The sequence below is a fragment of the Paenibacillus sp. Dod16 genome (assembly GCF_049893405.1).
GTDB lineage: Bacteria > Bacillota > Bacilli > Paenibacillales > Paenibacillaceae > Paenibacillus_AQ.
Genome location: NZ_JBNDYG010000005.1, coordinates 466,016 through 486,002, shown reverse-complemented (window position 1 = coordinate 486,002; position 19,987 = coordinate 466,016). Strand labels below are relative to the sequence as shown.

Genomic DNA, 19,987 nt, shown 5'->3' with positions numbered 1-19,987 from the left:
TCAAAGCCATTTAACCGTAAACTGAAACAACTCGGCATGCTAGGCAGTCACTCTAGGCGAGGAAATTGCCTGGACAATGCCTGTATCGAGTCTTTCTTCTCTCATTTAAAGACCGAGAAAATATACCTGAATGAGGCAGCAAACAAAGCGGAGGTTGAACAGCAAGTGAATGAATACATTCTGTTCTACAACCAGAACCGATTCCAGAAAAAATTAAACGACCGTTCCCCGGTAGAATACCGGGAAACGGTCGCAGCATAAATCATGTCTTTTTTGTACTGTCTACTTGACAGGGTTATGACCACATGAATGTGTTTGGCTTTTTTGCGCTCTTATTTTTGGATGAGGACGGGGGTATTCATTTTCACTTTGTCGTAGAGCCAGCGTACGTCTTTATTATGCATCCGTATACAACCTGCCGATACGTATTTTCCGATCGAGTTGGCGTTGTTGTTTCCATGAATGGCATAAGCGTAGCTGACTCTGCCGTTTACTTTCACATTAATGCCGAGCCAGCGATCCCCTAGCGGATTGCGGGGGTCTCCTCCCTTGATGCCTTCCTTGTAGTAAGGTCTGTTTTTCACTTTTTCGTGGATTTTGAACAGGCCTTCTGGCGTATAGGAGGGCTTTTTGCCTGTAGCGACGGGAAACGTTTTAATGACCTTGCCTTTTTCATAATACGTCAGTTTGTTGGTGGATTTATCAATGACGATAAACTGTGCGTACTTGCTGTACTTACTGTCCAGCTTCTGTCCGGAAGCGCCATGGGATACGACGGGGAAAAAGAAAACCAGCAGTAAGGTGAAGATCAGTATGCGGCTGATGCCCTTAATGATGTCCGATCACCTCTTTTCGTTCTCCCCCATATATATGCAGCTATTCGCGAATGTTGACGGAAATGTGCATAAGCGGAAAAATAGAACAAGTTGTTTTCAAAGAGAAATATAAGGAGGGGAGGGGATTTATTCAAGAGGCTTTTCGTGTTGAACGAGGATGCAACTTGAAAACGACACCAGTGTCGTTTATGATAAAATAAGTTTAATACGACACTCATGTCGTTTATGTTAAGGTGAAGTTCGTGGAATCGATATTCATGTTAAAAGGCGGGAGAGGGATGACTCATGTGTCCACGGGTTAGTGAGGAATACAAACAGGAGAAGAAATATGAAATAATGAGGGCGGCCAGGCGCGTTTTTATCAGAAAGGGCTATACCCGCACCGTGATGCAGGACATTATGGATGAAGCGGGCATGTCCCGCGGAGCCGTGTATGCGTATTTTGATAATGTGGAGCATGTATTTATAGAGGTCCTGCGTTTTGACGACCAAGAGACGCTCCGTTTATTTGAACCGGATCCGCAATATCCGATATGGAATCAGTTGATGGACTGGGTTCAGAAACAGCAGGGTGATCTATCGCTAATCCGGCATTCGCTTGTATTGGCCAGGGCGGAATTTTTCCTGTCTTCCTCTTATGTTCATGCCAGGAAGGATTATCCCTATATAACCGAACGATATCAACTGACTATTGAGGCCATGGGACGGGTCATTCGGAAAGGTCAGGAGCAAGGGGAGTTTCGGCCCCGATTGGAACCGGAAGCCATCGCGCGATATATGATCTCGTTTCTGAACGGACTCATGCTGGATACCTTCCAGCTGGGACCGGCGATGACTTGTGTACCGGAGCAGCTGGAAACGTTCATCCAATCTCTCTGCGTAATGTTAGATCCGATTTCAATAGAAACATGATTATGGAAAGGGTGCTTGTTGATGCTATTTAATTCTGCTAGATTGACATGTCGAAAAATGACGATGAATGACGCGGAGCTTTATCATACCTGGCGTAATGATCTCGAAGTGATGCAATCCACCAGTCCTTGCCTGGATGCTTATCAACTGGAGGAAACAAAGGACTTCGTTCAACATGTGATCCTGGGCTCATCCTCCTCGAAGAGCTATCTGATCCTGTTGAAGGATACCGGCAGACCGATCGGCATCATGTCATTGGTTCATATCGATACCAAGAACCGGAATGCGGAGTGCATCATCGACATCGGCGAAAAGACTTCTTGGGGCAAAGGGTACGGCTTTGAAGCGATGACGCTTTTGCTTGATTATGCTTTTTTGGAACTGAATCTGCACAGGGTAAGCTTGCGAGTATTTTCCTTCAACCATAAAGCGATCAAGCTGTATGAAAAAATCGGATTTGTCCACGAGGGCAGCTCCAGGCAGAGCTTGTACCGGAATGGCGTCTGGCATGACATCGTGCATATGGGGATATTGCAGAGCGAGTATGCGTCAAAAGGTTGATTTTCCCCTACTTCCATAATAAGGTAGGTATGTGAAGTCAATGAGGGAATGGAGAATCATATCATGTCCGAAAATGAAGTGTTAGTGATTCAAGACCTGCGCATGAAATATGATAATCGTTATGTGCTGAACGGTATCGACTTGGAGGTACGCCGCGGCGAGATGATTGGATATATCGGTCCGAACGGAGCGGGGAAAAGCACGACGGTCAAGATCATGCTCGGGCTGGTTGAGGGGTACACGGGGACAGTCCGCATATTCGGTCAGGATATTTCCGATGGGAATATCGATTACAAACGGAGAATCGGATATGTCCCCGAGGTGGCCGAATTGTACGATCAGTTAACGGCTGCCGAGTATTTGACCTTTATAGGCGAGTTGTACGGACTTACATATGATGCAGCGGATGATAAAGCGAAGCAATTGATGGAATGTTTGGACATGGAAAAGGCCTATCACTCGCGGATCGCTACGTTTTCAAAAGGAATGCGGCAAAAGGTGCTGCTGATCTCGAGCCTGCTGCATGACCCTGATCTATTGTTTCTGGATGAGCCCTTAAGCGGGCTGGATGCGAACAGCGTGATGGTGGTCAAGGAAGTTTTGGCTCAACTCTCGGCCCAGGGCAAGACGATTTTTTATTCCTCACATATTATGGACGTCGTTGAGAAAATCAGCAGCCGGATCATCCTGCTTGCTGACAGCCGGGTAGTGGCAGACGGAACGTTCAAAGAATTACAACAGCATTCCCATGAGGGGTCCCTGGAAGAAGTGTTTAATCAGCTGACGGGGTTCCATGACCATGCCCGTATTGCGGAACGGTTCGTATCGATCGTTCGGGAGGGAAGTTGATATGGGGGGATTGGAATCATCGTTTCGAATGCTGAAGATACTGGATCGCTTTCAGGGAATTATTTCGAGAATGGGTGTCGACTATGCAACCCTGCGCAGGATCCTCCATGTCAAATTGCTGATGGATTCGAGGCGTGCACCTGTCATATTATCTTCAAGCAACAGGAAGAAAGAAGAAGAGCAGGACAAGAACCTGTTTGTCAGCTCCCTCTGGCTGTACGGCTTAATCGGGCTTGTCCTGACACCGTTTGTGTTCTGGAGCGATCCGGAATATTTAATGCCGATGAGCATCCTGTCTGCGATCCTAATGTTCTTGATCATGAGCTCCATGATTTCAGATTTCTCTTCCGTGCTGCTTGATGTGCGCGACCGCAGCATTTTGATGACAAAGCCGATCGACGGTCGTACGGTCGGGTTGGCGAGATCGATTCATGCTGGAATTTACTTGCTGCTGCTTACCGGGGCGCTCTCAGCAGGCTCACTGGTCGTAGGATTGATCAAGCATGGCGTGCTGTTCTTTCTGATCTATATCATGGAGTTAATTCTGATGAATATGCTCATTCTGGTGAGCACTTCCTTGGTTTATCTGTTGCTGCTTAAGTATTGGGATGGAGAGAAACTGAAGGATCTGATCAATTATGTACAGATTGGGCTTTCCGCCGCGCTGGCCATTGGCTATCAGTTTGTGATCCGTTCCTTTGATCTGATTGATTTCAATTTGGTATTTACGCCGGCCTGGTGGCAGATTCTGCTTCCGCCGGTGTGGTTTGCGGCTCCGTATGAGTGGCTGTTTGGCGAGGGGAGCGGATGGCTGACCGTTCTCTCGTTGCTGGCTGTATTGGTACCGATTGTGCTTATGATCGTTTATGTCCGTTATATTCCTTCTTTCGAGCAGCATCTGGAGAAGCTGGCTTACAGCGAAGCGGGAAAAGGGCGGGAGCGCGGGCGATTGGACAGATTCTTGGCCAAATTGGTATGCCGGTCGCGCACGGAGCAGGCTTGTTTCCGATTATCTGCCAGCATGCTGAAGAATGAGAGAGAATTTAAGCTTAAAGTGTATCCAACACTCGGATTGTCCGTGTTACTGCCTTATTTATTTTTTGTCTCCACAATCCGCAACTCCTCATTGACCGAAATCAGCCAGGGATCGTCGTACTATGTACTGCACACGATGCTTATTATGATTGTAACGGCCGTTATGATGCTGAAATTCTCCGGCAAGCCCAAAGCCTTCTGGCTGTTTGGCGCAGCCCCGATGCCAAGCATGAATCCATTATACCAAGGGGTATTAAAGGCTTTTGCGGTCAAAATGTTTCTACCGCTCTTCACTGTGAACGCGGTCATATTCCTGATTCTGTTCGGAAGCCGGATTATCCCGGATGTTCTCATCGTATTCCTTACCGGCTTGGTGTTGATTCCTTTATCAGCCAAGGCAGTTCTGCGCACTCCGCCGTTCTCTCAGGCGTTTAATATGGCTCAGCAGAAAGACGGCTGGTGGGTGCTGCTTTTCTTCATTGTAGTGGGCGGATTATGCGGTTTGCATTATGCAAGCAGCACGCTTCCCTATGGCATGTTAGCATATATCCTCGTGCTGCTCGTTGCGAATGGTTTGGCATGGACCAAGCTGTATAAGTGAATCGGGGAATGACAGGAAGAGGAGGGGAAGATGAAGCGGATTACGCTAAGAGGATAAAATACGGACCAGCTGCCGGGTAAAGAACCATACCGGGTGCAGGGTTATGTGAATTAGATCGGGCAGAGAGGAAGGATCAAGACTAATTCCCCAGTCTCCTTCGCTCCACCCGGATAGCATGGATGGAGGCCCGGGTGCTTCCAAATTATAGGTTTCCCGTAATCGATTTATTGTTTCTTGGTTGAGCGAGCTGTTGTCTTCCCCGTAGGTTGTATGTGGTCCGAATGTTAGTAAAAGAACGATTAGGCATAATAAAGTCTTGTTTCGCAATGGTTATTCTCCTTATAAGGCGGTATGGCGTTATTCAGTTACAACATACACAAAAACATAACGATTAACAAGTTTCTATCTTTGGGACCGAGGATAGAGAAGGGGCATTCGATAGGGTGCCTCTTTTTTATTTCATGTGTTCCATCTGGTGTTTTGGGGACAGGTGTATTTTTTAATTGTGTGAGAAGAGATGTCAGGAAATTAATGAAATCTAGCGTTCCAAACAGTTGAACAAGAACATTAGTTCGTATATAATATATATATATCTAATTAACTTCCTTTTTTACTCTATATTTCATAGATCCATGATGGATTCCCCCACATATGTATTTAATTACCTGTTGTTATGCCTTCCGGGCCTTATATAATCAACTTAGATGGTGTCAGGATGTTAATATAGTAGTTATTCTGGCTTAGTCATTTTCGCATGGTCGTGGATTCTTGATAACTACCTCTTGGTTTAGTTTTATGGATTGAACGTTGTAGTGGTTCGATTTGTTTTGCTGTAAGTTCCGAGCGTAAGTTTTAACCATATCGGAGCTAAAACGCCGTTTGATGTTTTTTCTTTTTCCATCAGAGTTTCCAGACAAATAAGAAGTGGCAGGCGCCATCGGAATCGACCTCAAGAACATTCATCATTTAGAGACGACTTGATAGAAACTGAGGGGCTGTTTGTATATCGTTTATTTTATGAACGATATAATCATTCAGTATAATCAGAGTGTATCGGGAACTGGCGTAGTACACATTAGACATTTCTTATGGTATAGGGAGGAAAGCTTTGAATGGAAGCTATTTGGTTCATGGTGTTTTCGACATTTGAAACACTGGCGATTTATTCGATAATCATGACATTGCTTAGATTTAAAACAACAGAGTACATATGGCAGGCGTTGATAGTCATGATCCTTGCCAACTTACAAAGTTTCATTATGCGCAACGAACTTCAACTGGATTATCTTGCTCCCCTCATTACGGTACTGATCTTCGTTTTCTTATTTTCTGCCATTATTAAGATTCCTGTCATCTGGTCGGCGATCTGCACCATACTTGGTTATATGTTTTATGCATTAATTCAGGTCTTTTACATGCTAACTTTGTATGGCTCAATCGAAGCTACTCACAACCATGAGGTAGATGGCTATGTACTTCAGCTATTATCATCACTGACGGGTTTACTTATTTCTTGGATTATGTATAAGTATGCAATAGGCTTTACATATGATCTCGAAAAGTTGCGTATTAAATTTGAACACATCTTACTAATCTCCCTCATCGTAGTTGTTTTGATATTATTGGCGATATTATTTTATCTTAATCGGTTATGGCTTCTTCTTCTCTTTTTTGGTATAACTTTTGGTATTTTCTTATTCTATGCGATCCAAACAAAGGAGTGACAATTGATGATTGAAAGAGCCGCCCTTTGGATATCGGAAGGCATTAAACGACAAGTACCTGAACACCCTTCATCTGTTGGTGTTTTAAAGCATGCTATTGCCATTCTATTAAATATATTATTTATTGTTACATTTACTTTATTAATATCAATTTATACCGGACACATGAAGCAGGCTACTATAGGTTTGATAGGTTTTGCACTGCTAAGACAGTTCTCAGGAGGAATTCACGTTAAGACTGGCGCTGGTTGTATTGCTATTACTACAACTTTGTTTACTGCGGTTTCTTTTGTTGATTTAGGAGAACTGTCTACACAAATTATCAACATCTTAAGTTTGTTGCTAGTAGTTTTATTTGCCCCCAGTCAAATTGCCAAGCAATCAAGAATACCAAGGAAACACTATCCTAAACTTCGTCTAATCAGCTGTATTATTGTTGGGGTGAACTTTTTCATTCAGTCACCAACCTTATCCATAGTATTTTTTATCCAGGCACTAAGTCTAGTTCATTTGAAGGGAGGTGAGACTAGTGTCGGTAATCAACAAATCTAAGCAAAGCTTATTTTCATTTATTGCTTCTGCTCTTACGTTGGTAGCTGTATTCTTTGTTAATTCTGCAAGTCCAGTATTTGTGTATAGTGGTGATACACCTGAAGAGCTTCTGAAATAACCAAAAAATGAATACGTTGTTATTCTGGTTATTGTTTCCGGTTCCTACTAGGTGCCGGAATTTTCTTTTTTATCTTAAGATCAACATCAACATAGTTTTATAAAGTTTATTAAACTGTAGTTATGATTACCAGGAATACTGCTTTCCCTCTAATCAAGTGCAGTCAGGGTAAAAATGACATTGGTTAAAGAACAAATGTTCACATATAATACAAAACAAACGAAATCATATACGAAGACCGGAAAGGGAATATCACCCAACGTAAAATAAAGATACACAACATTCGGGATCAGCGGATCCGGGCAACGTGCCTGGAGACGGGGAAACCCGAGTATTCAATGAAAACAATATCTTGTCTTGGAGACCCGAGAAAGGAAGGGGGACGCATGCTTCCTGATCTGGAACGGAAACTGCAGAGAATCTTGATCAACGATCAGGCGCCTCTGGATCCATGGCCCGACTTTGTGCCCCCAATTCGTCCCCTATGGGTGAAATTCAGCTAGCTAGTCTAAAGAAAAAACCCTTGATGCCAATGGCTCAAGGGTTTTCGGTTATGATCTGTAGTGGGCTCGAACCACTGACCCCTACCCTGTCAAGATAGTGCTCTCCCAGCTGAGCTAACAGATCATGAAATATTTAAAAAGGTAATTCATATATTACCAGCAGACAATGCGACTGTCAATGGTTTTCTCGTTATAAAAAATCACATTCCGGTTCAGACTAAATACAGCATGATTTTGCTAGTGGAGGAGCGTGAATGGTATGGCAGGTGGGAAATCCCATCATTTCAAACGAGCCGGACTGGTGCTCTCGTTGCTGGGGGTAACTGTACTGGGCAGCGGTTGCAGTATCCCGGAGAGAACGTCGGTGCAGCTGGAGCCGCTCCATGGATCAGCAGCGCCCGTAATGCTCGATGTCTACGGCCGTTCTGTAGATCAGGACGTGTATTCCAAGCAGGGAAGCGGGGCACTGGAGCCGGTTCCGCCGATGGATTCGGTGGACACATTACGTGATCTCCAACCATAAAGGGGTGCAGCAACGATCCGTATCAGATCAGTCGTAAGAATGTCTGTATCCACTGCTCGAACAACGAGCAGTGCAAACCGTCGGCTGGCAGGCTGGCGGTTTGCTGTAAAACGGCCGATGTTATTCCTCATCCCATTTGCGGGAATAACCTTTTTTAATCGCCCAAAAGATAGGGTAGATGATAACGGCTGAGATGATAATAGCCCAAAATATCGTGGCTCCCATGCCCATAAAGGCCATGCTCCTTTCAAGAAAACGTTAGTTTATACTATACAGGAAAACGATTATTTTGTATAATATCTCGATCTGCGATATCACTTAGGAATTGATTCTACATAAAGAGGTGTTGAAATGGCAGCAGAAATCATAAATGTATCAACCGAAGAGCAATTGCAGCAGGCGTTGGATATCCGGAAGGATGTTTTCGTGCTTGAACAGAAGGTGCCGATTGACCTGGAGATTGATGAGTACGATCGTCTGGACTCCGATGCGTTTCATGTCCTGATCAAATCGGAGGGACAGTACGCGGCAACCGGACGTATCACCTATTACAATAAAGATTCCGCCAAAATGCAGCGAATTGCGGTTCGTAAGCCCTTCCGTTCCAAAGGGATTGGCCGCGTGCTGATGATGGCATTGGAAGCGCAGGCGCGTGAATTGAAGCTGCAGTATTCTGTACTGGATGCACAGGTTCAAGCGGAGGCATTTTATCGCAAGCTTGGGTATGAGACCATTTCGGACGAGCCGTTTGATGATGCGGGCATTCCCCACGTTCGTATGAAAAAAGAACTGTAGGCTTCTTACCATATATGGTGCCAATGATCCGCACTGTTTAAAAAGAAAAGACCCCGAGAATAAACTCGAGGTCTTTTTAGTCATGATTTTAAAAGTTTGGCAAATTGTCCAGGTTGTTGCTGGGATCGCCATCCGCATTGGAGCGAAGATGTTCGTCACCGTCACGCCCTCGGAATACGTTCAAGTTTTTGATCTCTTTATTCTTGGCCATTTGTTGTGCTGTCTTGTAGTCAACGACACTGCCGTTATCCAGCTTAAGTTCGATGATGTCGCCATCTCCGTTTTTACGGACGCCTATGACTTCTTGTTGTGTATTATCCATATGAATCGCCTCCCGGCATTAGTGTTCCCGGGAAACCTCATAAACTATTCATCTATACTGAACTACAATTCGTATACCCGCTGCTGCTCCACAAATTCCATGATGCCGGTCTTGCCAATGAAAGCTTCGACCTCATCGCTGTAATGCATGAGATAGGTGCGCTCCTGAATTTCTTGTGGGAGGCTAAGCAGCTCATCCAGTGTCGTATGAACCTCGCCGGGACCTTGCAGCTGACATTCATGCAGAATCACTTCACAATCCCGCTCATTCACCAATTGGTTGAGCAGTATAGGGTCGAATACCATGTCAGCACTGTAAAAAATCCGATCATTTAGATAAAGCGAATAGCTGTCCTTGCCGGGAATATGCTGCGTATGAATCAGTTCTACCGAGATGCCGGATGAAATATTGGTCTTCACTCCCGGTTTCAGAGGGTGTACGTCAAATACATCATGCAGGGAGGAGATATGTCCCTGTTGATATAAGCCGCCTTTGAGGGTGTGCTCCCATATCGGTTCCACCAGCGTCTCGGCAATATAGAGTGGGAGCTTACGGTTGTATTTCATTTTCATAATAAAAGCCAGCTCCTCAAGTCCGCCTACATGGTCAGCATGAATGTGAGTGATAAGCACAGCATCCATATCGTTAAACGTCTTATTCAGCTGATGAAGCGCTAGAGGAGCTGTAATGCCGCAGTCGATGAGAAGTGTGAAATTTCCGTCATGGATCAGTGCGTTATTGTTATAGTAGTTCTTGGCAAACGCACTGCCGGTGCCAAGCATTTGCAATTTTAGTGTCAATGGATGAAACCTCCTGATGATATGATGTGTAGTCCCCGTATGCTAATGTATATTTTAACGAATTCCATGTCGATTTACACGGATTATATGATCGAATCGGGCCTGGAATGCAGTATAATTTGTGATAAGCCCAGCTTAAAGCAAGGGGAAAAAATTTTACCACAAAGTGCAAAATTGTCCGCAACTTGTTTTTTGACATGTAGTATACACATATAACAACAAGATGAGCCAATGGAGGGAAATGATTATTATGAAATGGAAAAAAGTGATGGCATGTATGCTAGTGCTCTCTTTAATGGGTGGCAGCACCCTTTTGTTTGCAGATTCCGTCAATGAGCGTGTCCGTGTCTGGCTGAACGGTCATGAATTGAAGGATGGCGGATATTTAATTGATGGCAAAACCTATGTGCCGGTTCGGGAATTTGACGGGGCTGTGGATTGGAATCCCGCGAATGGACAAGTTCAAGTTATTAAGCCGAACGTGCATATTTTTTTGTTTAAAGGAGATACTGTATTCGGCAACGTGAACAAGGGTAAGCTGAAATTCAATGTTTTTAGCCAGGTCGACAGCTTAAACACCGATATTCATTCCGTGAAAGTAGCGATTGAGGATCCTTCGGGCAATATCAAGGATATTCAATCCGAGGTTGTGAAGGACCGTAAGGATAATTTTTGGTTCCGAACCTATGATTTCACGTACGATTTTAAAACAACAGGTAAGTATTCGGTTGGTTTTTACGTGAAAGTAAAAGCGGATTCGGATTTTGTGAAAATTGCCGAAAAGGTCATTACAACGCTCAATTGACAGGCCTTTTGGCGCCCTGGTAGAAATTGACCTGAGGAAGCTATCCGTGATACGATACGAAAGTATGATAATTTAACCGAAGTGAGGTTTTTTCAATGAGTGAACACAAACATGAACACGGAGATGCTTGCGGCTGCGGTCACGATCATGACCACGACCACGAACACGAAGAGTTTGTGCTGACATTGACGGATGAAGAAGGAAAAGAAGTAGAGATGGTTCTTGTGGAGACATTTGATGTCGGCGAGAAACTTTACGCGCTTTTGCTTGAACGCGAAAATCCGGAAGCGGACGGCGTCATTCTACGTATGGAAGAAGAGAACGAGGAAATGGTTCTTTACAATATTGAGGACGAAGAAGAATGGAATGAAGTAGAGGCGGTTTACAACGAACTGGTCGCTGCTGCAAACCAGGAATAAGACTCCAAAGCAATAAACCCGGTGCGAACCTCTCGCACCGGGTTTATTGTGTTTACAGCTGACATTTTAGAATATAGGGTCCGTTTCCACGATGACTTTAACATTTTGGATGCTGCGATCCTCGGGGCCTTTAACCGGAAGGCCTACTTCGACATGATCGATAATGTAATCGATGTTTTCCTGGGAAATGACTTCGCCCGGAAGCAGGATCGGAATCCCTGGCGGGTAGACATAAATGAATTCGGCAATAATGCGTCCTGCCGATTCCTTGAAAGGCACAACTTCCGTATCTCCGTAAAATGCATCGCGAGGGATCAGCGACAACTGCGGAATTTCCGGAGTTTTCACAACCAGCTCGTTAATCTCATTCACATGCATGTATTGATTGGAAAGCTCCCGGAGCGCTGTCAGCAAAATATCGATGGTCTCCCGATTGTCCCCCGGTGTAATGAGGCACAGAATATTGTACATATCACTGAGCTCCACCTCAATATTGTAGTGATCCCGCAGCCAGTTCTCGGTTTCATATCCCGTAATGCCGAGGTGGCGCACATGGATCGTCAATTTGGTTGGATCATAGGAGTGCGTCGCTTCCCCGCCTAATATTTCTTTTCCAAAGCTGTACAAACCTTCGATTTTGTTGACTTCATCACGTGCATATTGCGCCAACTCAATCGTCCTTGCAGCCATTTCGCGTCCATGGAGCGCCAAACTGCGGCGTGAAGTATCAAGCGATGCCAGCAGGATGTAAGAGGTGGAGGTTGTGGTCAGCATGCTGATAATCGTCTGTACGCGATAAGGATTGATGTATCCGTTCTTGGTATTCACGTTCAGCACGGAGCTCTGCGTCATCGAGCCGCCGAGTTTGTGGACGCTGGTCGCAGCCATATCGGCCCCCGCTTCCATGGCCGACATCGGGAGCTCTTCATGAAAATGGATCAATACACCGTGCGCCTCATCCACGAGAACGGGCACATTGTAGCTGTGAGCCAAATCCACGATTTCCTTCAGGTTGGCGCTTACCCCGAAATATGTCGGGTTAATGACCAGTACGGCTTTGGCGTCAGGGTGACGTTTTAATGCTTTCCGAACCGAGCTGATGGTGATTCCGTGATCGATTCCCACATTGGAATCCTGGGCAGGCGATACGAATACAGGCTTGGCCCCGGTGAAAATGATGGCGGAGAGCACGGATTTATGGACGTTGCGCGGTACGATGATTTTATCGCCAGGCGAACATACCGACATGATCATGGTCATGATCGCTCCGCTTGTCCCTTGGACACTGAAGTAGGTGTGATCGGCACCGAATGCGTCGGCTGCCAGCTTTTGGGCTTCCTCGATGACGCCTGTAGGCTGATGCAAATCATCCAGCGGCGCAATATTAATCAAATCTATAGAAAAGGCGTTATCCCCTATAAATTCCCGAAATTCGGCGTCGGTGCCGAGGCCCTTCTTATGTCCCGGAATGTGAAATTGCACGGGGTTTTTGGCCGCATGTTCTTTAAGTGCGGTGAAGAGCGGTGTACGACTATGGTCCATGGACGTTGTCACAACCTTTCCTTATGTTTATTTTGTTATGATTTGTTGATTTCTGTTTTTATATAAACAAAATTGAGTATAGCAAAATAGGGGGGGAATGCAAGGAGATTAAACGGCTTTTTTTGCTATGTCCCATAACGCTTCAAACTTTAGACATATTAAGGAGGAGCAACAAAGATCTTCATCGTTCCTTCATTAAAATATCATCCATAAAAAAACGTCTATCGACGTACTTTCTCAGAAGACAGATCGCGGTTAAAGGAAGTTTTTCTTGCGATTATGGAATTGTTCAGCTTCGCTGAAAATTTATAAATTCTATAATCTTAAAAAAAGAGCTGCAACAGCAGCCCTTTACATCAATATATCATGCTCATTAAAACGCCATTTTATAAAGCGGCAGCAGCGCCTCAAACGTCTCCTGCACCTTTTGCACCAGCTTGTCCCCTTCAAGCTTGACGGCTTCCTCGCGCGGGATGCGCAGTCCGCACATGACCTCAGCCTTTTTCACCTGCTTCAGCTTCTCAATCAGGCGCGTGAAATCCTCCTCGCTCATATCCTGATGAGAGGTGCCAGACGGGTTCATGTGATCCATGGACCAGTAAAAATTTTTAGGCAGTGCTTTTGCTGTTTTCTTCAGCTTGGCTTCCAAGTTGCCGGCAAACACGGTCTTGTTGGGGCTTTCGTAAATAATCGCGAAGATGACAAACAGATGGGTTCCGAACATGCCCACCTCAAAATGAGGCAGTGCTTTGTAGCCGCGTTTGCTGGCAGCCCAAGCGACCCAGGTGTCAATGGGAGGATTGACAGTGCGTCTTGCATGCTTCGCCACATGCACAAACATTTCTTCCCCAGCCAATGCCGATACATAAGGTGCCAACTCAGCCCCTAACGCCTCCAGCTTGGGTCTTACCCGTTCAATGAGAACCTCCATACGGGCTTCAAGCCCGGGAACGGAGAATACGTCGAAGTCTTGATCTGTAAATCCGGTAACCGTCATGGATGTGATGGCCTCCCTGTTGTTGATGATATCGTTACTAAACTCGGTTTTTGGATAACTTATTATACCATAAGGCGAATGGACATCACGCATTGCCCAGAAAAGCTTCACCGTATGTTCATGTGGGTTAAAAATAGTCAATAAACCAAGTTACCGTTACATAAGATGGAGTATAAGATATAGATAAGACAACATCAAAAGCAGCCATGGGGGAAATCTTCACCGCCGTTTAATGATCGGTAGTAAACCGGAGGAGGGAGTGCCGTGAATAAGAGCGAGGAAGTGGAGTATTGCAACCTGGAGCTCCGGTTTGATCGCCGGCATATCCAGGACCTAATCAAGGAATTGATCCAGGAAGGATATTCGCTTTATTGGAGCGAGAATGATACGCAGTTTGTCATTTCAATCCGAACAGGTCGCAAGCTGGTAAAGCTGCGGTTTCAACGAACAGGAAGCGGTTTTAAACTGGTAGGCGATTATATGATTCGTGATCCCAAACTCGCGGAATGGATGGAGAAATTGATCGAGAATACCCGTGGCCATGCTGTCGTCAAACGTTTCAAGGACCGGCAAATTTTGATCGAGAATATTTTGTTTGGTGAGGTCATAAGGCTCGTGGAAATATCCGGTTACCGGCAGCGGGTGCTGTTTCAGAAGGGGACGCCGATGACGGAGCAGGAAATGCTGCGGCTGTTTGAATCGGATGTAGGGGAACAGCGATTGCTGCTGTCGAGACTGGAAACCGATGATGAGCTTGAGAAGCTCCATGCGGCGCTGCAAGAGGGGGACGAAGACAAAATTTCGGCTTGCAAGCAAAGACTCCGTGAGCTTTCCTTGGAGCTGATGAGGCTGGAGTGGTAATGACTTCAACCCGGATACAAGTTTAAAGCACGAACAACACTCCGAAACTGAAGGGGTGTTTTCGCGCGTGTTCTGATTTTGTGACAGGGGTTCACTTGTCAAATGAAAAACGTTAATATAAGATTATTGCAAATCATCTCGGATAGGGATGGGTTGTTTAAAAATATATTGGAGCAAAGGATGGAGAACCAGATGTCAAAACAACAAATCGGTGTGATTGGCCTTGCTGTAATGGGAAAAAACCTGGCCCTGAACATCGAAAGCAAAGGCTTCACCGTTTCCGTATATAACCGCTCTCCGCAAAAAACGGAAGATATGCTGAAGGAAACCGAAGGCAAGCAAGTGAAGGGGACGTTCTCGATCGAAGAATTCGTGGATTCCCTTGAAACTCCTCGTAAAATCCTGATCATGGTACAAGCGGGACAAGCTACGGATGCTACGATTGAACAGCTGATTCCACATTTGGACAAAGGCGATATCATCATCGACGGCGGTAACGCTTATTTCCCTGATACACAGCGCCGCAGCAAAGAACTGGCTGAAAAAGGCTTTAATTTTATCGGTGCTGGGGTTTCCGGCGGCGAAGAAGGCGCATTGAAAGGTCCATCGATCATGCCTGGCGGACAAGAAAGTGCCTACAAGCTGGTTGAGCCTATTTTGACGGCTATTTCCGCTAAAGTTAACGAAGAGCCTTGCTGTACATATATCGGACCAGACGGTGCCGGCCATTATGTAAAAATGGTTCACAACGGTATCGAGTATGGCGATATGCAGCTTATTTGCGAAGCTTACCAATTGCTGAAGGACGTACTCGGCCTCGATGCGAAGGATCTGCACGGAATCTTCACAGAGTGGAACCAAGGCGAACTCGATAGCTACTTGATCGAGATTACGGCTGACATTTTCTCCAAATATGACGAAGAAACCGGCAAGCCGATGGTTGACGTGATTCTGGATACGGCGGGCCAAAAAGGAACAGGTAAATGGACAAGCCAAAGCTCCCTGGATCTGGGCGTGCCGCTGTCCATGATCACCGAATCCGTATTCTCCCGTTTCTTGTCCGCAATGAAAGAAGAGCGTGTGGCAGCAAGCAAAATCCTGAATGGTCCAAAAGCAGCTGCATTTGACGGCGACAAAGCCGAATTCATTGAAAATGTGCGCAAAGCGCTGTTTGCAAGCAAAATCGTATCCTATGCCCAAGGCTTTGCACAGCTTCGCGTAGCATCCGACGAGTACGGCTGGAACCTGCAATACGGCAACCTCGCTAAAATTTGGCGCGGCGGCTGCATTATCCGATCCCGTTTCTTGCAGAACATCACGGATGCTTATGAGAACAATCCTGAGCTGAAGAACCTGCTGCTGGATCCGTTCTTTACCGATATTATTGAATCCTATCAAGATGCATGGCGTAAGGTTGTTGCTTCCGCGGTATCCTTGGGCATCCCGGTTCCTGGGTTCTCCAGCGCGCTTGCATACTACGATAGCTATCGCACCGCAAACCTGCCGGCAAACCTGCTGCAGGCTCAGCGTGACTACTTTGGAGCTCACACGTTTAAACGCGTGGACAAAGAAGGCACCTTCCACTATAACTGGATGGATTAATTCTGCCTCTATGGCAGCATGAATGCCATCCTCCCTGGATGGATTAATTCTGCTTTTTCTAGCAGCATAAATGCCATCCTCCCTGGATGGATTAATTCTGCTCTCTATGGCAGCATGAATGCCATCCCTGATGGAGCCATTTCACTCTGGGGAGCTAGAATGATTTCCGTTCGCCGGGGGAGAGATCAGAGATTCAACCGTACGGGCTTGAGAAGGGGAGTGCGCCTCCGCCAGCTCAGGAAGTCCGTGCATGGCTTCTAAGAGACAGGTGCGGATGTCGTGGTTCTTTGTATGGATGTGGTTTCCGCTTCCGAGCAAGAGCAGCGCGGCTTCGCAGTAACTGTTGAAATTTTGCAGCAAACGTGGCTTTGAAAGATCCAGCAGTGCAGGATCCTTCAGAGCCACTTTTTTTTGGACAAAATGAAGCACCCAGATCACATCTTCGCGGCATAGCGGGTAGGCGGGGTCGAGAATCCGGCGGATGCGCTTGGCAGCGGAAGAGAGACCGGTTGGACGAAAAGACATAATATATTCACTCCTTTCTTCGAATCTTGTATTCTTGTAATTAGTATATGACAATAGGGAACCAGATAGACTCGATAAAATTGGAGCTTTACTTTGGGGTTACTCGCATAAGAACAATTTAGCGAGTCAGGTCCATTGTCGAAAGATTTGGGGCTGTGGTATGATATGAGCAACCTTTACAGTGAAGCAGCAAATGGGGTGTCAAATTGGATAAGATAGGTAGGAACATCATTCTGATCGGGATGATGGGTACGGGCAAGTCAACCGTAGGGCGTCTCCTGGCAGACACGCTCGGCTACACCCTGGTCGATCTGGATGCGGAAATTGAGAGGATGGAAGGCAGAACGATTTCCGAGATGTTTGAAGCGGATGGAGAGCCGTATTTCCGTGAGGCAGAATCTGTTGCACTGCGCAGCGTTTTGCAGCGGAAAGGCATTGTCGTAGCGTCCGGCGGAGGTGCCGTGCTTCGTTCCGAGAACTGTGATGTAATGAAACGTGGTGGCTGGGTCGTTGCTCTTACAGCGGATGCTGCCAGCATTGTTGAACGGGTACGTGGTGATGCCAATCGGCCGCTGCTTGCGGGGGATGTCGAAGATAGAGTTCGGCGTATCCTGGATGAACGAAAGGACAAATACCTGTTTGCGGATGTCATAGTGGATACGGTTGGCCGATCCGCGGGGGATGTAGCGACTGACATTTTAACGCATTACCGCGGCTAAGATGGTCAGCGAACGACCTGAGGCGATGATCATGGATCAGTCTCTAAGGTGCATCTGTAGATTGTACTTGGGTCGGTTCATGCAAAAAAAGGCGGGAATCACGATCATCCCGCACCTTCTTCATGGCCTGTCTATTCTTCATCGTCATGCCACTGAAGCATGCCGCCCTTCATGTTGATTACATTAGTCAAGCCCTGGTGATTCAAAAATTCGCATACATGTTGACTGCGACCACCGCTGCGGCAGATGAAGACGACCTCCTGATCGCGCGGAATTTCGTCCAGACGATTCGGAATCTCGCCCATAGGAATATGCTTGGCACCGCTGATCATGCCGGCTGCAACTTCCTCGTCCTCGCGGACATCAATCATGTACACATTTTCGCCGTTTTGAAGCCGGCTTCTAAGCTCCGATGTTTCCATTTGAGGGATCGGTTTCATCATATAGACCTCTTTTCTGATAATAAATGATTAAGATCGTAACGATCTGAATTTCCAGTTCACATGAACTATGATAACCAAGCGGTTCTTTCCCTGTCAATTTATACTAAGGGAGATTTCAAGGTTGGTTCATCATAACCTAATATATACAAGGAGAGATACATACGATGGATGTAATCGTCAAGCCTACGCCTATATTAAACGGAGAGATTGGAGCGTTATCCTCCAAGAACTATACAACTCGTTACTTGCTGGTAGCTGCACTTGCCGAAGGAACGAGCACGATCTATTACCCAGCTCATAGCGAGGATAGCGACGCCATGAGACGCTGTATCCGGGATCTCGGGGCCGTGATCGAGGAGGACGAGGAGAAGGCGGTCATTACGGGCTTTGGCAAATCGCCGCGGGATGTGAAGGAACTGAACGTCGGTAACGCCGGTGCCGTTTTGCGCTTCCTGATGGGCGTCACGGCGTTGTCGAAAGAGGTTACCTTTGTCAATACCTATCCGGAATCACTGGGCAAACGTCCTCATGATGATCTCATTGAGACGCTTGGTCAATTGGGCGTGGAAGTGGAGCATAATGAAGGAAAACTGCCGATCACGATTCGTGGCGGTCAGCCGAAAGGCGGAAAGCTCACCGTATCTGGCGAAGTGAGTTCGCAGTACTTAAGCGCACTGTTGTTCTTAACGCCGCTGCTTGCCGAGAACAGCGAGATTACCGTTACCGGAGATTTGAAATCCAAGGTCGTTATCGGTCAGACCCTGGAAGTGCTGGAGCAAGCGGGCATTACGATTCATGCAGCGGACGATTATACATTCTTCCGGGTTCCTGGCGGTCAATCCTACGAAGCGAAGACCTATACCGTTCAAGGCGATTATCCGGGCTCTGCTGCCGTCCTGGCGGCGGCTGCGGTCACGCAGTCGGATGTAACCATCCGCAATCTGTCAGAGGACAGCAAGCAGGGAGAGCGGGCTATTATTGACGTCCTGCGGATGATGGAGGTTCCCCTCACGCACAAGGACGGAAATGTCCATGTCCAGGGCAACCGAACCCTGAAGGCTTTGGAATTCGATGGAGATGCAGCGACGGATGCGGTACTAGCGATGGTTGCGGCAGCAGTGTTTGCGGAAGGAACCTCCCGATTCTACAATGTGGAGAATCTCCGCTATAAGGAATGCGACCGGATTACGGATTATTTGAACGAATTGCGCAAAGCCGGAGCCAACGTTGAGGAACGCCAGGCCGAGATCATCGTTCACGGCCGTCCGGAAGGCGTCGAGGGCGGTGTGGAGATCAATGCCCATTATGATCATCGGGTCATTATGGCCCTGACTGTGGTCGGACTTCGCGCGCATCAGCCGATCCGGATTAAGGATGCGCATCATGTGGCCAAGTCGTACCCGCAATATTTTGATCACATGAAGGCGCTTGGAGCCAATGTAGAATGGGTAAAATAAAGGAATAGCCAAGCGGCTCGTCTATTACGAATGGAAAGGTGGTCATGAAGCATGGCATTTGAAAATCCTACGCGCGAAGAAATCGCGGATATATTGCGAAACGCAGGCAATATCGCTGTTGTCGGTCTGTCTGACCGGCCGGATCGTACATCCCATATGGTTTCTGCTGCGATGCAAATGCGCGGATACCGGATTATCCCGGTTAATCCTGGTGCAACAGAAATACTTGGGGAGAAGAGTTATCCATCCCTGAAGGACATTCCGGAGCCGATCCATATCGTCAATGTGTTTAGACGCAGTGAATATTGTGCCGATGTGGCGCGGGAAGCTGCCGAGATTGGAGCTAAGGTGCTCTGGCTTCAGCAGGGCATTATCAGTGAAGAGGCGGCGGCCATCGCGGAGAAGAGCGGCATGATTGCCATCATGGACCGCTGCATTAAGGTGGAGGATTCCATCGCTTTGGGCGGGCGTTAAGATTTGAGTCGG

At 46.6% G+C, this 19,987-nt stretch carries 24 protein-coding genes and 1 tRNA gene; 17 read left to right on the top strand and 8 right to left on the bottom strand.

Translation table 11 applies throughout. From position 1 onward, the window contains the following. Positions 1 to 261, top strand: a 261-nt coding sequence (locus ACPV3A_RS07085; RefSeq protein WP_426198538.1) for a transposase, incomplete at its 5' end; no start/stop codon positions are given. 71 nt (positions 262 to 332) lie between these two features. On the opposite strand, the gene ACPV3A_RS07080 is transcribed toward ACPV3A_RS07085, so the two are convergent. Further along, entirely contained in the window at positions 333 to 707 is a 375-nt protein-coding gene (locus ACPV3A_RS07080; protein ID WP_260064443.1) for a L,D-transpeptidase, read from the bottom strand. A gap of 414 nt (positions 708 to 1,121) precedes the next feature. Here ACPV3A_RS07080 and ACPV3A_RS07075 point away from each other — a divergent pair, with 414 nt between their 5' ends. The 7 genes from ACPV3A_RS07075 to ACPV3A_RS07045 all read left to right on the top strand — a co-directional run bounded on the left by ACPV3A_RS07075 (position 1,122) and on the right by ACPV3A_RS07045 (position 7,188). Then, positions 1,122 to 1,748, top strand: coding sequence for a TetR family transcriptional regulator (locus ACPV3A_RS07075; RefSeq protein ID WP_426198536.1), 627 nt, complete (start codon positions 1,122 to 1,124; stop codon positions 1,746 to 1,748). 21 nt (positions 1,749 to 1,769) lie between these two features. Then, on the top strand, positions 1,770 to 2,309 hold the full coding sequence (locus tag ACPV3A_RS07070; RefSeq protein ID WP_426198534.1) for a GNAT family N-acetyltransferase: 540 nt from the start codon (positions 1,770 to 1,772) through the stop codon (positions 2,307 to 2,309). Positions 2,310 to 2,372: 63 nt separating this feature from the next. Beyond that, positions 2,373 to 3,158: an ABC transporter ATP-binding protein gene (locus ACPV3A_RS07065; protein ID WP_426198532.1), complete on the top strand. Its 786-nt coding sequence runs from the start codon at positions 2,373 to 2,375 to the stop codon at positions 3,156 to 3,158. A 1-nt stretch (position 3,159) separates the two neighbouring features. Beyond that, positions 3,160 to 4,794: a hypothetical protein gene (locus tag ACPV3A_RS07060; RefSeq protein ID WP_426198530.1), complete on the top strand. Its 1,635-nt coding sequence runs from the start codon at positions 3,160 to 3,162 to the stop codon at positions 4,792 to 4,794. Positions 4,795 to 5,906: 1,112 nt separating this feature from the next. Next, on the top strand, positions 5,907 to 6,518 hold the full coding sequence (locus ACPV3A_RS07055; RefSeq protein ID WP_426198529.1) for a hypothetical protein: 612 nt from the start codon (positions 5,907 to 5,909) through the stop codon (positions 6,516 to 6,518). Positions 6,519 to 6,524: 6 nt separating this feature from the next. Then, positions 6,525 to 7,070 carry an accessory gene regulator ArgB-like protein gene (locus ACPV3A_RS07050; RefSeq protein ID WP_426198527.1) on the top strand — a complete coding sequence of 182 codons (546 nt, stop codon included), beginning with the start codon at positions 6,525 to 6,527 and terminating at the stop codon, positions 7,068 to 7,070. Continuing rightward, positions 7,039 to 7,188, top strand: a complete 150-nt coding sequence (locus tag ACPV3A_RS07045) for a cyclic lactone autoinducer peptide (protein WP_367398377.1) — start codon at positions 7,039 to 7,041, stop codon at positions 7,186 to 7,188. The genes ACPV3A_RS07050 and ACPV3A_RS07045 overlap by 32 nt, the downstream gene beginning before the upstream one ends. A 554-nt stretch (positions 7,189 to 7,742) precedes the next feature. Here the strand turns inward: ACPV3A_RS07045 and ACPV3A_RS07040 are convergent. Continuing rightward, positions 7,743 to 7,815: transfer RNA gene (locus tag ACPV3A_RS07040), tRNA-Val, on the bottom strand. Between the two features lie 135 nt (positions 7,816 to 7,950). Between ACPV3A_RS07040 and ACPV3A_RS07035 the strand changes: the two genes are divergently transcribed. Both ACPV3A_RS07035 and ACPV3A_RS07030 read left to right on the top strand, forming a co-directional pair. Then, positions 7,951 to 8,214 carry a hypothetical protein gene (locus ACPV3A_RS07035; RefSeq protein WP_071223045.1) on the top strand — a complete coding sequence of 88 codons (264 nt, stop codon included), beginning with the start codon at positions 7,951 to 7,953 and terminating at the stop codon, positions 8,212 to 8,214. 351 nt (positions 8,215 to 8,565) lie between these two features. Further along, positions 8,566 to 9,009, top strand: coding sequence for a GNAT family N-acetyltransferase (locus ACPV3A_RS07030; protein ID WP_194541718.1), 444 nt, complete (start codon positions 8,566 to 8,568; stop codon positions 9,007 to 9,009). Between the two features lie 88 nt (positions 9,010 to 9,097). Here the strand turns inward: ACPV3A_RS07030 and ACPV3A_RS07025 are convergent, their stop codons facing one another. Both ACPV3A_RS07025 and ACPV3A_RS07020 read right to left on the bottom strand, forming a co-directional pair. Beyond that, complete coding sequence (locus ACPV3A_RS07025) at positions 9,098 to 9,331, bottom strand: DUF3892 domain-containing protein (protein WP_194541719.1); 234 nt, start codon at positions 9,329 to 9,331, stop codon at positions 9,098 to 9,100. A gap of 62 nt (positions 9,332 to 9,393) precedes the next feature. After that, on the bottom strand, positions 9,394 to 10,131 hold the full coding sequence (locus tag ACPV3A_RS07020; RefSeq protein ID WP_194541720.1) for an MBL fold metallo-hydrolase: 738 nt from the start codon (positions 10,129 to 10,131) through the stop codon (positions 9,394 to 9,396). A gap of 250 nt (positions 10,132 to 10,381) precedes the next feature. Here ACPV3A_RS07020 and ACPV3A_RS07015 point away from each other — a divergent pair, with 250 nt between their 5' ends. Beyond that, positions 10,382 to 10,936: a copper amine oxidase gene (locus tag ACPV3A_RS07015; RefSeq protein WP_426198524.1), complete on the top strand. Its 555-nt coding sequence runs from the start codon at positions 10,382 to 10,384 to the stop codon at positions 10,934 to 10,936. A gap of 95 nt (positions 10,937 to 11,031) precedes the next feature. Next, a complete protein-coding gene (locus ACPV3A_RS07010; RefSeq protein WP_071223049.1) occupies positions 11,032 to 11,355 on the top strand; it encodes a DUF1292 domain-containing protein in 324 nt (107 codons plus the stop codon). 66 nt (positions 11,356 to 11,421) lie between these two features. Here the strand turns inward: ACPV3A_RS07010 and ACPV3A_RS07005 are convergent, their stop codons facing one another. Both ACPV3A_RS07005 and ACPV3A_RS07000 read right to left on the bottom strand, forming a co-directional pair. Continuing rightward, a complete protein-coding gene (locus ACPV3A_RS07005) occupies positions 11,422 to 12,897 on the bottom strand; it encodes an aminotransferase class I/II-fold pyridoxal phosphate-dependent enzyme (protein WP_194541722.1) in 1,476 nt (491 codons plus the stop codon). Between the two features lie 373 nt (positions 12,898 to 13,270). Beyond that, a complete protein-coding gene (locus tag ACPV3A_RS07000; protein ID WP_220686003.1) occupies positions 13,271 to 13,894 on the bottom strand; it encodes a YktB family protein in 624 nt (207 codons plus the stop codon). 264 nt (positions 13,895 to 14,158) lie between these two features. Here ACPV3A_RS07000 and ACPV3A_RS06995 point away from each other — a divergent pair, with 264 nt between their 5' ends. Both ACPV3A_RS06995 and gndA read left to right on the top strand, forming a co-directional pair. Then, a complete protein-coding gene (locus ACPV3A_RS06995; protein ID WP_100536070.1) occupies positions 14,159 to 14,755 on the top strand; it encodes a hypothetical protein in 597 nt (198 codons plus the stop codon). 192 nt (positions 14,756 to 14,947) lie between these two features. Continuing rightward, a complete protein-coding gene (gndA, locus tag ACPV3A_RS06990) occupies positions 14,948 to 16,357 on the top strand; it encodes an NADP-dependent phosphogluconate dehydrogenase (protein ID WP_181469719.1) in 1,410 nt (469 codons plus the stop codon). A gap of 141 nt (positions 16,358 to 16,498) precedes the next feature. On the opposite strand, the gene ACPV3A_RS06985 is transcribed toward gndA, so the two are convergent. Next, positions 16,499 to 16,882, bottom strand: coding sequence for a hypothetical protein (locus tag ACPV3A_RS06985; protein ID WP_201259450.1), 384 nt, complete (start codon positions 16,880 to 16,882; stop codon positions 16,499 to 16,501). A 206-nt stretch (positions 16,883 to 17,088) separates the two neighbouring features. Between ACPV3A_RS06985 and ACPV3A_RS06980 the strand changes: the two genes are divergently transcribed. Next, positions 17,089 to 17,601 (top strand): shikimate kinase, encoded by a 513-nt coding sequence (locus ACPV3A_RS06980; protein WP_426198520.1) that lies wholly within the window; start codon positions 17,089 to 17,091, stop codon positions 17,599 to 17,601. Positions 17,602 to 17,732: 131 nt separating this feature from the next. On the opposite strand, the gene ACPV3A_RS06975 is transcribed toward ACPV3A_RS06980, so the two are convergent. After that, positions 17,733 to 18,041 carry a rhodanese-like domain-containing protein gene (locus ACPV3A_RS06975; protein ID WP_174819205.1) on the bottom strand — a complete coding sequence of 103 codons (309 nt, stop codon included), beginning with the start codon at positions 18,039 to 18,041 and terminating at the stop codon, positions 17,733 to 17,735. Between the two features lie 167 nt (positions 18,042 to 18,208). On the opposite strand from ACPV3A_RS06975, the gene aroA reads away from it, so the two are divergent. Continuing rightward, positions 18,209 to 19,501, top strand: coding sequence for a 3-phosphoshikimate 1-carboxyvinyltransferase (gene aroA / locus ACPV3A_RS06970; protein WP_426198519.1), 1,293 nt, complete (start codon positions 18,209 to 18,211; stop codon positions 19,499 to 19,501). Positions 19,502 to 19,552: 51 nt separating this feature from the next. Beyond that, positions 19,553 to 19,975 (top strand): CoA-binding protein, encoded by a 423-nt coding sequence (locus tag ACPV3A_RS06965; RefSeq protein WP_071223669.1) that lies wholly within the window; start codon positions 19,553 to 19,555, stop codon positions 19,973 to 19,975. Positions 19,976 to 19,987 lie beyond the last annotated feature (12 nt).

What these genes read in the sequence shown, in the direction of transcription:
- ACPV3A_RS07075 (WP_426198536.1), top strand. Translation starts at nt 1,122, where the DNA reads ATGTGTCCACGGGTTAGTGAGGAATACAAACAGGAGAAGAAATATGAA.
- ACPV3A_RS07070 (WP_426198534.1), top strand. Translation starts at nt 1,770, where the DNA reads ATGCTATTTAATTCTGCTAGATTGACATGTCGAAAAATGACGATGAAT.
- ACPV3A_RS07065 (WP_426198532.1), top strand. Translation starts at nt 2,373, where the DNA reads ATGTCCGAAAATGAAGTGTTAGTGATTCAAGACCTGCGCATGAAATAT.
- ACPV3A_RS07060 (WP_426198530.1), top strand. Translation starts at nt 3,160, where the DNA reads ATGGGGGGATTGGAATCATCGTTTCGAATGCTGAAGATACTGGATCGC.
- ACPV3A_RS07055 (WP_426198529.1), top strand. Translation starts at nt 5,907, where the DNA reads ATGGAAGCTATTTGGTTCATGGTGTTTTCGACATTTGAAACACTGGCG.
- ACPV3A_RS07050 (WP_426198527.1), top strand. Translation starts at nt 6,525, where the DNA reads ATGATTGAAAGAGCCGCCCTTTGGATATCGGAAGGCATTAAACGACAA.
- ACPV3A_RS07035 (WP_071223045.1), top strand. Translation starts at nt 7,951, where the DNA reads ATGGCAGGTGGGAAATCCCATCATTTCAAACGAGCCGGACTGGTGCTC.
- ACPV3A_RS07030 (WP_194541718.1), top strand. Translation starts at nt 8,566, where the DNA reads ATGGCAGCAGAAATCATAAATGTATCAACCGAAGAGCAATTGCAGCAG.
- ACPV3A_RS07025 (WP_194541719.1), bottom strand. Translation starts at nt 9,331, where the DNA reads ATGGATAATACACAACAAGAAGTCATAGGCGTCCGTAAAAACGGAGAT.
- ACPV3A_RS07015 (WP_426198524.1), top strand. Translation starts at nt 10,382, where the DNA reads ATGAAATGGAAAAAAGTGATGGCATGTATGCTAGTGCTCTCTTTAATG.
- ACPV3A_RS07010 (WP_071223049.1), top strand. Translation starts at nt 11,032, where the DNA reads ATGAGTGAACACAAACATGAACACGGAGATGCTTGCGGCTGCGGTCAC.
- ACPV3A_RS07005 (WP_194541722.1), bottom strand. Translation starts at nt 12,897, where the DNA reads ATGGACCATAGTCGTACACCGCTCTTCACCGCACTTAAAGAACATGCG.
- ACPV3A_RS07000 (WP_220686003.1), bottom strand. Translation starts at nt 13,894, where the DNA reads ATGACGGTTACCGGATTTACAGATCAAGACTTCGACGTATTCTCCGTT.
- gndA (WP_181469719.1), top strand. Translation starts at nt 14,948, where the DNA reads ATGTCAAAACAACAAATCGGTGTGATTGGCCTTGCTGTAATGGGAAAA.
- ACPV3A_RS06985 (WP_201259450.1), bottom strand. Translation starts at nt 16,882, where the DNA reads ATGTCTTTTCGTCCAACCGGTCTCTCTTCCGCTGCCAAGCGCATCCGC.
- ACPV3A_RS06975 (WP_174819205.1), bottom strand. Translation starts at nt 18,041, where the DNA reads ATGAAACCGATCCCTCAAATGGAAACATCGGAGCTTAGAAGCCGGCTT.
- aroA (WP_426198519.1), top strand. Translation starts at nt 18,209, where the DNA reads ATGGATGTAATCGTCAAGCCTACGCCTATATTAAACGGAGAGATTGGA.
- ACPV3A_RS06965 (WP_071223669.1), top strand. Translation starts at nt 19,553, where the DNA reads ATGGCATTTGAAAATCCTACGCGCGAAGAAATCGCGGATATATTGCGA.